The sequence below is a fragment of the Paraburkholderia sp. MM5496-R1 genome (assembly GCF_050436205.1).
GTDB classification, from domain to species: domain Bacteria; phylum Pseudomonadota; class Gammaproteobacteria; order Burkholderiales; family Burkholderiaceae; genus Paraburkholderia; species Paraburkholderia tuberum.
On the sequence record NZ_JBNDLT010000001.1, the window covers coordinates 1,340,782 to 1,355,048 of the forward strand.

General features: G+C 55.6%; 10 protein-coding genes and 5 pseudogenes. 3 read left to right on the forward strand and 12 right to left on the reverse strand.

Annotated features, from left to right (window positions below; genetic code table 11):
• Positions 1–40: 40 nt before the first annotated feature.
• From OKW38_RS06460 to OKW38_RS06490, 7 genes are read right to left on the reverse strand one after another with little or no spacing between them, the layout of a single operon-like run.
• Positions 41–1,282, reverse strand: a complete 1,242-nt coding sequence (locus OKW38_RS06460) for an MFS transporter (protein ID WP_187611917.1) — start codon at positions 1,280–1,282, stop codon at positions 41–43.
• 14 nt (positions 1,283–1,296) lie between these two features.
• On the reverse strand, positions 1,297–2,286 hold the full coding sequence (locus OKW38_RS06465; protein ID WP_429360565.1) for a hypothetical protein: 990 nt from the start codon (positions 2,284–2,286) through the stop codon (positions 1,297–1,299).
• A gap of 31 nt (positions 2,287–2,317) precedes the next feature.
• Positions 2,318–3,181 carry a hypothetical protein gene (locus OKW38_RS06470; protein WP_187611919.1) on the reverse strand — a complete coding sequence of 288 codons (864 nt, stop codon included), beginning with the start codon at positions 3,179–3,181 and terminating at the stop codon, positions 2,318–2,320.
• Between the two features lie 6 nt (positions 3,182–3,187).
• Positions 3,188–3,517, reverse strand: coding sequence for a cupin domain-containing protein (locus tag OKW38_RS06475; RefSeq protein ID WP_429360566.1), 330 nt, complete (start codon positions 3,515–3,517; stop codon positions 3,188–3,190).
• A 4-nt stretch (positions 3,518–3,521) separates the two neighbouring features.
• The gene (locus OKW38_RS06480; protein ID WP_429360567.1) at positions 3,522–4,301 is read right to left on the reverse strand and encodes an amidohydrolase family protein; all 780 of its coding nucleotides are present in this window, start codon (positions 4,299–4,301) and stop codon (positions 3,522–3,524) included.
• Positions 4,298–5,602 (reverse strand): phenylacetate--CoA ligase family protein, encoded by a 1,305-nt coding sequence (locus tag OKW38_RS06485; RefSeq protein ID WP_429360569.1) that lies wholly within the window; start codon positions 5,600–5,602, stop codon positions 4,298–4,300. The genes OKW38_RS06480 and OKW38_RS06485 overlap by 4 nt, the downstream gene beginning before the upstream one ends.
• Positions 5,584–6,855: a phenylacetate--CoA ligase family protein gene (locus OKW38_RS06490; protein WP_429360571.1), complete on the reverse strand. Its 1,272-nt coding sequence runs from the start codon at positions 6,853–6,855 to the stop codon at positions 5,584–5,586. The genes OKW38_RS06485 and OKW38_RS06490 overlap by 19 nt, the downstream gene beginning before the upstream one ends.
• 688 nt (positions 6,856–7,543) lie before the next feature.
• On the opposite strand from OKW38_RS06490, the pseudogene OKW38_RS06495 reads away from it, so the two are divergent.
• Positions 7,544–8,416 (forward strand): annotated as a pseudogene (locus tag OKW38_RS06495) (IS5 family transposase); the annotation flags it as partial.
• A gap of 122 nt (positions 8,417–8,538) precedes the next feature.
• Here the strand turns inward: OKW38_RS06495 and OKW38_RS06500 are convergent.
• The 3 genes and pseudogenes from OKW38_RS06500 to OKW38_RS06510 all read right to left on the reverse strand — a co-directional run.
• On the reverse strand, positions 8,539–8,676 hold the full coding sequence (locus OKW38_RS06500; RefSeq protein WP_187611924.1) for a hypothetical protein: 138 nt from the start codon (positions 8,674–8,676) through the stop codon (positions 8,539–8,541).
• Between the two features lie 404 nt (positions 8,677–9,080).
• Positions 9,081–9,281: pseudogene (locus tag OKW38_RS06505) on the reverse strand (FAD/NAD(P)-binding protein); the annotation flags it as partial.
• Positions 9,282–9,315: 34 nt separating this feature from the next.
• Positions 9,316–9,627 (reverse strand): annotated as a pseudogene (locus OKW38_RS06510) (MBL fold metallo-hydrolase); the annotation flags it as partial.
• A gap of 3 nt (positions 9,628–9,630) precedes the next feature.
• Between OKW38_RS06510 and OKW38_RS06515 the strand changes: the two are divergent.
• Positions 9,631–9,948: pseudogene (locus OKW38_RS06515) on the forward strand (sigma 54-interacting transcriptional regulator); the annotation flags it as partial.
• 24 nt (positions 9,949–9,972) lie between these two features.
• On the opposite strand, the gene OKW38_RS06520 reads toward OKW38_RS06515, so the two are convergent.
• Positions 9,973–11,700 carry a tannase/feruloyl esterase family alpha/beta hydrolase gene (locus tag OKW38_RS06520; protein ID WP_429360573.1) on the reverse strand — a complete coding sequence of 576 codons (1,728 nt, stop codon included), beginning with the start codon at positions 11,698–11,700 and terminating at the stop codon, positions 9,973–9,975.
• Between the two features lie 12 nt (positions 11,701–11,712).
• The gene (locus tag OKW38_RS06525; RefSeq protein WP_429360574.1) at positions 11,713–12,855 is read right to left on the reverse strand and encodes a porin; all 1,143 of its coding nucleotides are present in this window, start codon (positions 12,853–12,855) and stop codon (positions 11,713–11,715) included.
• Between the two features lie 369 nt (positions 12,856–13,224).
• On the opposite strand from OKW38_RS06525, the pseudogene OKW38_RS06530 reads away from it, so the two are divergent.
• A pseudogene (locus OKW38_RS06530) lies at positions 13,225–13,646 on the forward strand (AraC family transcriptional regulator); the annotation flags it as partial.
• Between the last annotated feature and the right edge of the window lie 621 nt (positions 13,647–14,267).

Consider the following 14,267-nt stretch of genomic DNA (forward strand, 5'->3'; position numbering starts at 1 on the left):
TCGATGACCTCATTAATTGTAAAATGCCGCATAACGACCGCTATGCCGGGTCCCGGGCCGAAAATCGGGCAATCTTCACTTGCGACCAGACACAAAACGTTAGAAGCGTTGCACCAACCGCACACATGGCCAAATCTGTTCTGACATAAGGCATAGCTACGCCAACGCTGAGTGTACCCAGCGCGCCACCCAAAGATCCAACCGAGAACCAGAGACTCATGACTTTCCCCTGGTTTTCCCGGCTTACCTGACGCTGAATCACAGTCAGTACTGGGACATCGGTGCAAGCGGCGGACCAGCTGACCAGTGCTACTATCCCGAACAATGTTGCTATTGGAGCGCTGACTACGTAGGTAACCGCAAGGAGAACAAAAACAATTCCCAGAATGCCCTCGCTGAGATGGGCGAGCCTTAGCGGGTTGGACGACAACCTGCGCCCGATCCATAAAGTGATGAGCATCTCCAAGATACCGTTCGTCAGCATGAGTACGCCATACACATCGGCATGCGAAGGAGACTTGTCACGTAGTGCAACGGGTATGCAAACCTGCAACACGCCTCGCCAGAAAAATGTATAAATGGCGTAAGTGATGACACGATCGTGGAGCAGTTTATCGGCGGCCAGAGAACGGTAGCCATTCAGCAGGTCAGACGCAAAACTCCATGTTTTCCCCTGCGGCACACGTCCTGCCGCTGGCAATAGGGTAAGCAACGTCCCACTCACCGTCAACGCACACCCTACAACGTAAAAGGCCGCTTGAATGCTAAGGTACGCCAGTAACGCCGATTGAATTCCCGCACCGATAAAGTAGGCGGGCCAAAAGCTACTTTGTAACAATCCGTTTGCGGGCTGGGCGTCCTGCGCCTCGACCACATCACCGACGTACGCCCTGCCAGCAGGAGAGCTAACCGAGAAGAGAGACGAAATAAGCAAGCTCGCCGCCGCAAGCGTCGCTGTGCCGTCCCGCCCTAGGTGCAAGAAAAATGCAAGCGCGACGACCACAATAACCTTTCCTGTCTCAGCGAGAAGCAGGATCTTCTTTTTATCCCAACGATCAGCGAAAACGCCTGCGACAGGCCGAATCACTACACGCGGAAACACGTTACAAAACGTCAGAAAGCCGATCTCCGTCGCCCCAGCTTGGTGCGAGATGGCGCTGAACACTACCAGTGCCCCGAACAATCCGTCGCAGGCAGTCCCAACTAACTGTGCCAAAAAGTAAACAGAGAATTCCTGCTTCCTCAAGAGAAGGCCGTAGGGCGACTGAAGAACGCCTTTCATGAAATTTCGACTTTTCATATAACTTGTTGCTGAACGCCCTGCTGATCCAAGCGACTGTCTAAGCTCGCTAGTTCCGTCAAGAACGTCTTCACGTATCGCTCAACGCGCGCGATTTCATCGAATAATCCGGACGCGAATGAGACGGTAGCGTCGTCGCCCTCGAAATCCCCACCCTTGCCAGCAATTCGCTTTTGCGTGGCGTGAGCTTGCCGGCTTATGTCTTCCATCACGTTCACCAACGGGCCAAGCTCTGGGAAAATCTTGCAGAACTGAGCGAAGCTATTACGCGACCCCGAATAAATAGAAAAAAAATCTCGTAACCTTTCCGACTTTTCGATTCGCGAAGAGAAAGGATATTGCAGATATGCTTCGAATTGATTCATGAACCAAAGCGAGTCGGTGTAATCGCTGACCACACTGAGGAACGTGTTCGCGAAGTCACCGCGCGCATTTGCTGGAGATTTTCCGACCGAAAACTCTCTCATCCGCTTCATCGTGCAGTTTTCAAAGAAATCGAAAACGACTCGATCCGGATATGAGTAGCCGCACAAGATGCCGCCCCCGCCGTCGTCTACGATACTCCAATCGCCGTCACGACGACCGACTAAGGTTATCATGTGTTCGGTATGCTTCTGCCGGAATTCGGGGCAGTGAGGCAAGTAGAAGACGTCCCCAGCTAGAAGAACTACGTTGTCAACGCTCCACGCGCTTTCAGCGATCGTGACGATATCGGTCGGCCTCTCGGGTTCCAGCATGACTTGGCTGACTCCCAATTGGTTAAGGTCCGAATTGTCCAGGAACCTAGACGTGAACTCATACCGACGTCTTCCCTCCTTGACAATCTGCTCGAAGATTTGATCAGTCGAAACGAGCGATCTGAAAAATAACAATTCAACTGGAACGTCTCTGTCTTTCAGTCCCACCATCGCCTGCCGACGCCAACAATTCATAAAGCGTCGGTCAAATACGTCACGATCGTACTTTACTAAATCTACAGGTGGCATCGCCCAACTCCTCGTATGAGATTGCTGACACTTAAAGCCGCTGAAAAAACTCGCCTTGCATTTTTGTCTGCATATCCGCGTACGCTTGGGGTGGGGCGCTACGCATCTGTTTAATCGCAGGCCAGACTTTTTCCATGCGAGATCCGAGCCACGCGCATTTGCTATCGCGCTCCCAGTCGGCAACATCCAACCTATACGTTTCTGCACCCTGCCGCAAAAGCACCTCTTCGGCATAAGGATCGAAAAAGATCGCGCGCTCGTGATGTTCCTCGGCAAAGAGCGGCGCGATGAATCCGTACGGGGACACCCCATTCAACTCTTCAACAAGCCGCCTCAGGCGTTCACGTCTGAATCCGCGCGGCAGATTTCTATCCACCCGCACGCGCCAGACGACCTCCCCACGGACGTACCGGTCAAAGGTGTACTCGTTGTCGGCCGAGGTGACGAATTGAACCTCGCCGTTTCCCGTCCACGCTCTACCGGAAGAGTTGCAGTCATAGTAGGTCTTCCTAACAGGGTCCAACAGCATCCATCGATCATCGTTCACCGGCACGTGAACCAAACTAATGAAGGCAAATTTCAGCGCTTGCTGTCTGACGTCGGTAACGTCGGCGTGGACAATCTGGCAGTCTATGCCTCCATTACGCAGGAGCGACTCCAACATCTCGGCCTGCTCTATGCAAGTCGCACCAACCCCTTGACTAAACTTTTCCCACAAATCTGCTGCTTCGAAAAATAGCTTATTTTCGACAATATTTTTTGCGGTATCGAATTCCACGCGCTTGATAAAGCGCGAAAAAGCTTCTATTACCCGATCGACTAGGTTCTCATGAACCAACATGTCGTCGATGATCGCTGCCAACGAATCGTGGTTAGTCGCATATTTTCCCGCCATGTACGATTATCCCTCTGTGAAAAACGAACCTGGGATTGCGCCGCGGACCAGTACCGTCACCTGATCGACAGCCGCATTACCGACCACGACACACGAATGCAACGTTCCCCGAGGGATTTTCACATGGTCACCCGGACGGACGATAAAATCGTCCGTACCTACGCGATGCCGAGTAGTGCCCGCCACCCGAAAAATTATTTCGTCCACGTCGTGGCGTTCCTCCTTCAGATGCTCACCCACGTCCATGGTGTTCCGGAAGGCGATGCAATCCAAGGTCTCATACAAAATCTTGATTGCCTTCGGCTCACCGTGCACATTTCGGACAATCAAATGCATGTCATTAAGCGCCTACACTGGCCGCCTCCTTGGCACTGATCAGATTTTGGACATTTCTGCCCATGATGCCTTCACGTTCCAGATTCGAAATATCGAGCTCTCTGATCTTGGCAAGCTCGACGTTCTGACTGTGAGACGGTCCTTCGCTGCCGAAAAGCAATCGTTCTGGACCGAGCTTACGTAGCGCAGTCCGTATAGCCGGCAAGGCGCCCGTGGACGTCTCCAGATAGATTTGCTCGTACTCGGATGCAAATTCGACCGCGGCGTGATCAGACGAAGCGAATCCCATGTGTCCAATGATCAACGGGGGACGGTAACTGTCATAAATTTCAGCTAAAGCATCCAGCGACGCTTGCGGCACCATAAGAAGGTGGGTGTATATCGGCAATTCGTTGTCCGCGCAGAACGCGAACAGCTTCCGCACCTCAGGGTTCCTGTATGACAGTCGAGCAATAAGGGGATTTAACTTGAATCCGACAATGTTGGGATGAGACAGATACTCCTCAACCAAGCTATCAACGTCGTTGAATTCAGGGTTCAGTTCGACGAAACCATAGAACTTGTCGGGTCGAACGGTGACAGCCTCAAGGATAAGCTCATTAGCGGGCTCAAGGCTGATCAGTGGTTCGTCTCCACGCATGAAATCTGCGAGACGGTCGGCATGCACCTTGTTGCCAGGTACGACGATCGTCATGTCTGTACCTGAACGCTCCATGCTTCTCAGGTAAAACTCTATGTTGCTCATGGGCGATGAACCGAGATGAGCATGCGCATCGATAATCACGTGGTGAGACTCCTATCGACAAAATTGACTTTAGGTAAACTCGCGAACTCTTCTTGGGTGTCCACGAATCTGAAGCGACCACCTTTTTCTTTCGCGATACCCAGTTTGTCTGCGAGATGACCACGTTCGCAAACGGTGACCTTCGCGTGCACCCCGGCGTGCTCGAAAATCTGACTTTCCACTTCTGCCCGAGCGACACGCTCACTGGAACGCTGCTCAACAAAGACGTGCAAGTTGTCTTGCCACACGTTGGCTATGAACTCGGCGCTGACCCGGCGGTCGCCGAGCACCGCTTCCTCTATCTGAATAGGGAGGACGCATTTCCCCCCAACGTCAGCCCGATCAAGGACACGGCCGAGGATCTCTAGACTAGGCGTACCGAGGTGACAACTACATTCCTCGTGGAGCACCGCAAGGTCGCCCGTTTTATAGCGGATCAGCGGCATCGGTTGCGGGTTCAAGTTAGTCAGAACAATTTCGCCTTGGGAGGACGGCCCCACGACAGTTCGTGATTCGTCATCGATGAGTTCAACGTACATGCCGAGCGAATTCTTCGGGATGTGGAACTTTCCTTCAGGGCAGGAAACGAGCCCACCATCCAGTTCGGTCAGCCCGTACGTCGAGTACACCTCCGCGTCACCGTAGAGTTCTGAAATTCTTTGCCACTTTCGCCGCGAAAGAATTTCTCCAGTGACGAAGATCTTGCGGACAGACAACCCCGCGGGATTTCCGCCCTCATCCTCAATCGCTTCGGCGTATCTGATAATTTCCAGAGGCCTGCCAACTATCAGTTGCACTTCTCGACGCATTAATAGGTCTACAACCTTGCTCGGCGGCGCAAGGAAATTTCGTACGCCCGCAGGAATCACCGATATCCCCAAGTGCCGGAGGCCTAGCACATACTTGAGCCCCATCGGGTTCATCTCCATGGGCAGCGCAACCATTGCGACTCTTATCTGGTCGTTCCTTAGCTTCATCCACGAATCAATGAAGTCCCCAAAAGCTTCCACCCGATCGCGCCCGAGATCAGGGAGCACCGGAAAGGCATCGCCCGTTGAGCCACTTGTCTCGAAGTAGAAGGGTGGTCGCTCTAGCCATACCTCGTGGAGCAAGGAACCATCTGTCACTACTCCTTGTCTGTTGATTGACGGCAATTCGATAGACGACCTGATTCCCTGAAGGTTGATTCCTTCATAAAGGCGCCGGTACAAGGTAAAAGAGCGCGCCGCGCTTTCAGCAAGCTGACGCAGTCTATCAAGCGAATCCGACTCTCGCGCCGGATTTAATACGTTACCAGCCATGCTTCCTCTCCGCCGTTCGGGCGTGCAAAGTCTTGCAGCGACTTGAGGGAGATATCTTCCGATCGTCGGAACAGAGCCTCAAATGTGGTACCGACTTCCTTTAGTTCTATCGCCAATTCATCAAAGAAGATTGCAAATTTCTGTTGGAGCCTGGAGCGTAGATCGTCGTTGTTCATGCCTTTCTTGACATCGAGGCTTAGCGCTCCTTTACGAGCTTTCTCGTCAACCAGTTCAAGTTTGAACATCCCGGTTGTCTCTTCAAACCCGCAAATGATCTGTTCGACATCCGTCGGTAGCAATCGGCTCTCTCCAAGCAACGCTAACTGGCTCAAGCGCCCACTCACCTTCAAGCGAGGTGAAGTGCAACCGCAACAGCAGATTGACGTATCGAGACGGCCAATGTCCCCAGTCCTGTATCGAATACGAGGTGAACCCTCCCGGCGGATCGTCGTAATAACGATCTCACCCGGCTCGCCAACAAGCGCATTACCAGTTTTCGGGTTGATGATCTCTACATAGAAGCAGTCGTCGTAAACATGTGATTCGCCGCAGGTTCCCGTGAAGGTAATCGCGCCAAATTCGGACATTCCATAAGTTTGAGCAACCGAGTCTGCTCCATATAAACCGGCGGTTTTGCGCATTGCCGACTGAGAGACTGCGCTACCGCAAAGTTGGATGTGACGTATCTTTTCGAACGCAGTATCGTCGGCCCGCATTTTCATCGCGAGCGTCGAAAAAAGAAACGGGTTCGACGTAACCAATACCGTCGGCTGGAGTCTCATCGCCAGGTCGAGTTGTCGCCTCAAACTGCTATAGTGACTACCCAAATCGACTGCTATCGCCATAGCGCCTGCCTTTTGCGCGGCTTGATGGAACGCGTGAGCTGACGAAGTGAATGCATAAGGAAGCGAGACCAGCACGGAATCCTGCTTTCCCAGTTTTATCCAATCTGGAAATCTCTTCGATAGATCACTATTCCAGTCCTTGCTTGTAAAGAAGGACGGGCACCGCGGCGATCGATCGGGATTGCCGGCGCTCGTTCCGGATGACTCATGGTACGAGACAACATCTGCAAGGGACACGCCTAACGCGCCGTAGGGAAAGGATCTCTGCAAGTCGTCTTTTGTCGTAAAAGGTAAATCCTCAAAAGTGAATGACTTTCCTTCACCAATAATCTTCTTGAACTTGGCAGCATAAAGCTCGGTCTTGCCATAAGCATTTAGCACTGCGTCTGAGAGCTGCTGAGATTGCATTCCATGCCTCGATAGGGATAACGAGCGTACAGAGCACACTTGCGGGTACTCAACGAAATCTAGTCAATTTGATGGGTTTTGATGAATTTTCGAATCCGTGATTAAATGGCACTATTTTTTAAACAATCCAGTTCTGCCAGACAAGCAAACGCGCCATCCGCGCCGCGTGATGGCAGGCTGCATTTATCCGGTGCCGTAGAAATGCAAAATGCTGCTGCCTTGGATCGAATCTTTAAAGGAATGCCTGCGTTCGCTTCGCATCGCGAGGGCACGTATCTGGTGCTCACGTGCGGGTACCAACGCACCGCGCAATTGGTGAGCGCCGTCGGAAAGCGAGAGCCGTGACGAGCGATCGGTTCTTCTTCATCCGGGCATATTACCTGGTTGCGTGCCGAAGTTGGTAATGCACAATCCTTGCTATTTGTCATCTAAAAAATCAGAGAGGCCTATTGATTTTATTAAGGATGGCTTATTCCGAATGCTTGAGTCAAAGATCCGGCAATATTAGCTTGGGTTAATTTAAGCATAAAATTTCATCTCAAAAACCTATCTTTCAAGATGGGTTTATCTTGAAATTAAAATGTGGTATCGCCCGTCTGGCAGGTTGCGGAAATACCTCGCGCGGAAGTCATCGCGACGGATAGTAAAGGCGTTGATGTGAGAAGCTCACCCGACCCCCAAGGAGATCATGCGCGGCGCCGACACGTTCTCCGGAAGTCTGTTTTCCGTGCGCAAGCTGGACGATTTCGTTCCGTGCTTGCATCCGCTGCGCTCGATTCGCATCATGGCGAATGAGGCGCTGGCGAAGATGGACCGCTTGTTTGCCGGAATGTATGAGACTGACATCAAGGGCGGCCGCCCGAGCATCGCGCCGGAGAAACTGCTGCGGGCCATGCTGCTGCAGGTGCTTTACAGCATCCGGTCCGAACGCCAGCTCATGGAGCAAACGCAATACAACCTGCTCTTTCGATGGTTTATCGGTCTATCGATGGACGATTCGGTGTGGGTGCCGACGGTGTTCACGAAGAACCGCGAGCGTCTGATCCGTCACGATGCGGTGGCCGAATTCTTCAACGAAGTGCTGTCTATCGCGCAGAAGAAGAACTGGTTGTCGGGCGAGAACTTCAGCGTGGACGGCACGCTGATCCAGGCGTGGGCGAGACACAAGAGCTTTGTGCGCAAGGACGGTGACGACAGGGATAACGACGGTGGTAGCGGCGAGGGCGACTTTAAGGGTGCCAAGCGGAGCAACGAGACGCACGAGTCGACGATCGATCCCGACGCACGGCTTCATCGCAAGGGCAAGACGGCCAGCGAACTGCGGTTCATGGGCCACACGCTGACCGACAACCGCCATGGGCTGGTGGTCAACGCTCGCGTTAGTCGTGCTGACGGACATGCTGAACGTGACGCGGCCAAGGTCATGATCAACGATGCGCGGCAAGCAGCGAAGGACGCGGCTGCGCAAATCACGCTGGACGCGGAAAAGGGTTACGACGCACAGGAATTCATCGAAGCCTGCCAGCAGATGAAGGTCACGCCGCACGTGAGCGTGAGCACGTAAATCGATCGGGATTCGGGGCGTTTTGAGCAGCTTGCGTGATGTAGGCTTAGGCGCAAACCTCGTTCACGTTGCTCAAGTTTGTGGATCGTCGGCGGAATCTGTGGGTAGTTTGAGGCGATTTACGAGGGGTAAAGGAAGCGATAAAGCTTCTTGCAGGTGGCGTCGAAAGCGCTCTGGGCCTCCTCGTCGAGATGCCGAGAAATTAGCGGGCCACCGTATTCATCGATCTGGTCGAGAACGAGCGTGCGTGCATCCATCGCGAGGCCTGGCCGGGATACGCACTTATGCGCTGCAGCGCATAAAGCAGAGGGTTTTTTGTTTACCGATCGCGGCATGACTCCATCTCGTCTTGCTCACATGTTCGAGACCCGCGACCGCTAAACAAAAAACCCTCTGCTATACCCGACGCTTCAGATATTAGCGAATCCCGGCCAGACCTCGAGGTCGACGCAACCGCCGATCACTGGCTGCACGAATTGACGACTGTACGCGACAACCTTCGACATGCATCAATCGCGACGACTTCGATGTACCAGCATGGCGACGAAATCCAACGCGCGCGGCAGATGGATCATCAGGCCTTTGCTGCCCGCAAATAGAGGCTAATTCGCTGAATCAAAACAATTTCGAAAATTTCTGCGGTTCCGGCTTACAACCCCTAATAGTGCGTGTCGGCGGGATCGATGACCGCGATGTCGAGATCGGGGCTGCGCGCGAGCAGGCTCGATGCCGTCGCGATGCCGGCCGCGCCCGCGCCGACGATCACCACGTCGTGCTGGCGCGCCGGCCGCATGCGTTGCGCTGTGACGGCAGGCGCATCGGCACCCGGCTTCGAAGGGGCTGTGAGTTTCGTGTTCCGCATGTCTGATCCTCCTGTTTGCTCCAGGCCGCCGCGCTCACAGCGCATCGACCGGTACCTTGATGTATGACACGCCATCGCTTTCGGGCGGCGGCAGGTGGCCCGCCCGCATGTTGACCTGCACCGAAGGCAGGATCAGCACGGGCATCGCGAGCGTGGCGTCGCGGGCCGTGCGCATCGCGATGAACGATGCTTCGTCGACGCCGTCGTGGACGTGGATGTTCCGTTCGCGCTGCTGGGCCACCGTCGTTTCGAAGAGCAGCGGACGGCCGCCAGGCTGGTAGTCTTGGCACAGATACAAGCGGGTTTGCGGCGCGAGACCGAGGATGCGCTGGATCGAGCGGTACAGCGCGACGTGCCGCTGTCCATTCAGGTGAAGCTGCTGCGGCTGATCGAAACGGGCACCTTCAGGCGCGTGGGCAGTACCGATATGCTGCGCGCCGACTTCCGGCTCGTCGCGGCCACGCACAAGCCGCTCGAGCGGATGGTCACGGACGGCCAATTCCGTGCCGATCTGTATTTCCGGATCAGTGCGTTTCCGATTCATTTGCCCGCGGTGCGCGAGCGTGTCGACGACATCGCGCTGCTCGCGGATTCGATCCTGCGGCGCATTGCGTCGGCGCGCGCCGGATCGTCGCATAAAGCGTCGATTTCCGCGGATGCGATGGCGCTCCCCCCTCGCACGGTCAGCGGCTTAGCAGCAAGTGAAACTGCTTGCCGAGTTCACGTCTCCGCTGGTATAGCGGGCCACCTTCGGATACGCGCAGAGCGCACGCGTGCGCCCGGCACCCCAGCTAGTCGGCACCTCGCTATTCGGAATCGCGTTGGTCGTGTCGCGAGCCGTTGCGATGACCCGGTTCGGCGCTTGCCCTTGCTCGACCCATGCCACCATAGGCGTCAGCATGTCGAACTGATCGGCCGTCGGACCGCCGCTGCAGTGATTCATTCCTGCTACCGTGAAGAGCCGGGCGAAATTGCTCGCGTCACCGCCACTAGCCGTGGACAAGCGCTGATACCAGTCGGTCGTATCGTTCGACGAGAACACTGGATCGCTCGTCCCGTGATAGACGATCAACTTCGCGCCCCGGCTCCTCAGACCGCTCAAATCAGTCTCGTTCGGCGGGGTCATGAATGACCACGAAGACTCGGAATAGACACCGCTCGTTGCGAAGATCTTCGGCGCGTCACTGTCCATGTTGAAGTTCAGAGCGTAGGCGCCGATGGAGCTGAGCAGCGAAGCGCTCTGCGGCGGCGACGTAAATACGAAGGCCGCCGCGGCCGGGTCAAGGCTGATCGAATTGCCTTGCTTCCACGCGGCCCAGCCTGATCCGTTGACACCGACGTCATACGGAAAGCTCGCATAGAGCGCAGTGCCCGCGCTATTTTTCGCCCCAGAAAAAATATTTCCAACGGCTTGCTTTTGAGCCGCCGTAAGACAGGTGCCGTCGCGCCCATTGCTCGAACATGTCGGTACGTCCGTGGCCAGGTCGAAGTTCGCCTGGCACGCTTTGATGTCTTGCACCATCCCGTCCGCTACACCATCCAGCGAATCGCACTTCGCGATGATCTTCGACGCGATGAGCTGCCTTTCAGCAGTCGTCAAGCCGGTGGTGATATCGGCAATTCCGGACGACGTTTTGGCGGTCGCGACGGTAGCTAGCTGTTGTGCGCTCCACATCTGCCCGATCGCCGCCTTTGGCAAATGGAAGCCGGGGTCGCCGGCAATGATGCCGTCGTAATCCGCGAAAGACCTGGCTGCCGCCACCATCGCATGACGGCCGCCGTTCGAGCAACCTTCGAAGTAGCTGCGGTCGGGGCCCTTGCCATAAGCCAACTTGATGACCTGCCTGGCCATTGGCGTGAGCGTAGCAACGGCGTTATAGCCATAATCGAGGCGCGCCTGGGGATCGAGACCAAACAGCGGGTTTTGCGACCCGGAATGACCTGCATCCGAACTGATCACGGCGAAGCCCATGTTTAGAGCGTTGTTCAGCGGGCCCCCGCCACTGAGCACCCCCGTCGCCGGTGTCACATTACCGTCGAGACCACCGTTGGCCTGATAGAAAAAGCGACCATTCCACGCGATGGGTAGCCGCATTTCAAAACCAATCGCATAAGTTTGGCCGTCAACGGCGCTCGTGCGTTGATTCATTTTCCCTTCGATCACGCAATGTTCGGGCACGGACTTTCCTGCCACCGTGAGCGTTCCGGCCGGCACGTCGGTAACGGACGTGAACGTCGTGGCCGCAAACGTCAACCTGGCGGCGAGCGCGCTGCAGTTTCCTGACAGCGTCGCGGGTTGTGCTGCGGAAAGCTGAGGCAATTGTGTCGCACTGGTGGAGAGCGAGTCGGAACCGCCGCCGCAGGCCGCCAGCATCGCGGACACTGCCGATACGCACATAGCAATTGAAGTTCGTTTCATTCTCGCCCCCTATCAGAACATGTGTTTAATGCCGACCATCACGCCCGTTTGACCCATGCCCGCGCCTGGTGTGGTCCCACCGCCGCCACCGCTGACCGAATAGCGCGCCTTCGCGCTGTTCGCGAGATACGCAGCCTGCGCATAGACCGACGAACGCTTGCTCAGAAGATAGGTGGTGCGTAACGTTCCCATCGTGGCGCGGGTATTGTGGTCGCTATTGATGATCCGAAACACTTCGCCATCGAGGAGGAGCGCAGGCGTGACCATGTACGAAGCGCCGAGGAAGAACAGATCCGAACGGATATTCGGTACTGTCGGCGACTGGGTCACTACGCGGCGTCCAATCCAACCTGCGCCGATCTTCGCGCCTGCGTACTGCGCATAGGCGCTCAGTTGCGTACGGGCGTCCTTGTCCGCGGCGTTGATGAGAGGTGTCGGCGCAATTCCGTCGAAGAAGTTGGCGGCTGCGGTCGCGCCGCCGCGTTGCTCCTCGTACGACGCAGCCGCGCCGAAATATTGAGAGTCGTACTTGAGCATTGCGGACCAGTCGCGGCATTCCGTGGCGTGGCCTGGAACCGAGCCGGTACAGGTTCCTTGTCCCGGCGAGTTGCCGGTACCCGCCGCGTCCCGTCCGAATGAATAGCCCGCGCCCAGCGTAAAGCCCTTGTACGAGCCAAGATAGGTGATGGAGTTGTCGGCGCGTGCGTTGGGCACATAGGCATCCAGGGAGCCCATGCCGTAAATGTCCGGACCGATGATGTCGGCGCCCTGAACCGCAAGATAGGTCATCGTGTACTGACGGCCGAACGCGAGCGTTCCATACGGGCTTTTCATGCCGACGAATGCCTGGCGTCCAAACAGCCTCCCGCCCTGTCCAGAACTGCCGTCGCGCACGTTAAAGCCGCTTTCGAGCGTGAAGACAGCGCTGTAGCCGCCGCCTAGATCTTCGTTGCCGCGCAGCCCCCAGCGTGATGGGAACTCTCCGGTAACGGATGGCATGCGAAAGACGCTGTCGCCCTTCGCGTTCGCGTGTGAGACATACTCGATCCCCGTGTCCACGATGCCATACAACGTGACGCTCGATTGCGCAAAGGCTCCACTGCTCAGCGCGCATAGCGCACCGAACATGAGAACGTGAGTCGACTTCAATTGCATGGTGATGTCTCCAGACCAGTTGTATGTTTTTTTGTTGAACTGCGGTTGAGGGATCTTCGGTTTCAGGCGATTGCAGCGATGAGCGTGACGGGAATGCTGGCGCCGATCACCGTTGATGCAATATCAGGCAGGCTGATATAAAGAACAAAATAAAGCGCGTCCTGGAAGACGCGCCTGTCCGTCGCGATAGTTCCGTATTTGATATCAGGTATCCTGACAACGCAAGCATGAAATGTTCGGTAGATACCCTATGCAGCGGGATAGATGCGAGGCGAGCATTGATCGGTGACGGCTGCCCTTCCGACGAGCAGCGCAAACTGTATGAGCTCGCCTACGCGCAGGTCCACTTCAATATGGACGCTCGCCGGCTCGCTGGTGTCGCCCACGCTGGCGCTGCGCATGCGGTGGGGCGAAGCTTGCCCGCAGGCCATCCCGCGTATCGAGCGCGATGTGCTTGAGCGTCATGCACGGCGTCATTTCGGCGACGCGGCGGGTGGGGCAATCGAATTCGAGCCAGAATTCGCACTGACGTCGGCACAGGGGTGTGCCTGATGCAGTTGCTGCCGATGCTCGCGGAAATCATGAGTACGGAGGCGCATCCGCTGCGCTATCCACTCGCATTTGAGCAGTTCGAGTCGACACTGCTGAACGCGCTTATCTACGGTCAACCGAACAGCGTACGAAGCGGCATGACGCGCGAGCGCGGACCGCTTGCGCCGTTTTATGTACGACGGGCGGAGGAATACATCCGTGCGCATTTGCAGGAGCCGCTAACCATCGAGCGGCTCTCGCTGACGGAGTGTGGGCTGACGATGCATCCTGAAAAGTCAAAGATCGTGTAGTGCAAGGACAGAAGTCGCACCCAAACCTACCCGGATGTGACCTTCTGGAGTTGACCCGCTTTCGTGGACACCTATCGTTTGGAACAGGAGGTATCCATCATGGGTAAACGCTTACTTCGTAAAATACTTTTTCTGAAAACGAAATAATCAGAATTTATCGGCGCAAAATTGTTAATTGCCTGTACGCCTTGAAGGGCAATCTCATGCAGGCACGGACGAAAGGGGCCGTCATCGTTAGGGCACGTAAAACGCCCGAATCTTGACGGGGGATTATTCATCCGACAGCGACAACCGGCAACGGTGACCGTGGATTCCGGGCTTTCATGTATGCGCTGAACACGCGGATTCCGGCTTTTAAATCAGTTTTCGATATTCTGGATATCAAACAATTGATGTCTCGTCGGGCGAGTGGGTATTCGCAGTCGATGGAGCGTGGCTCGCCAGAGCTGTCCGTCACGAAGACCAATACACTGACAAGGTTATATATACAGGTCTAGAATGGAATTGGCGTTGGGCCGTTCGCGAAATACTTCTCCCGAAACGGAAAGCGATTCGCGACGTGGCCAGGAA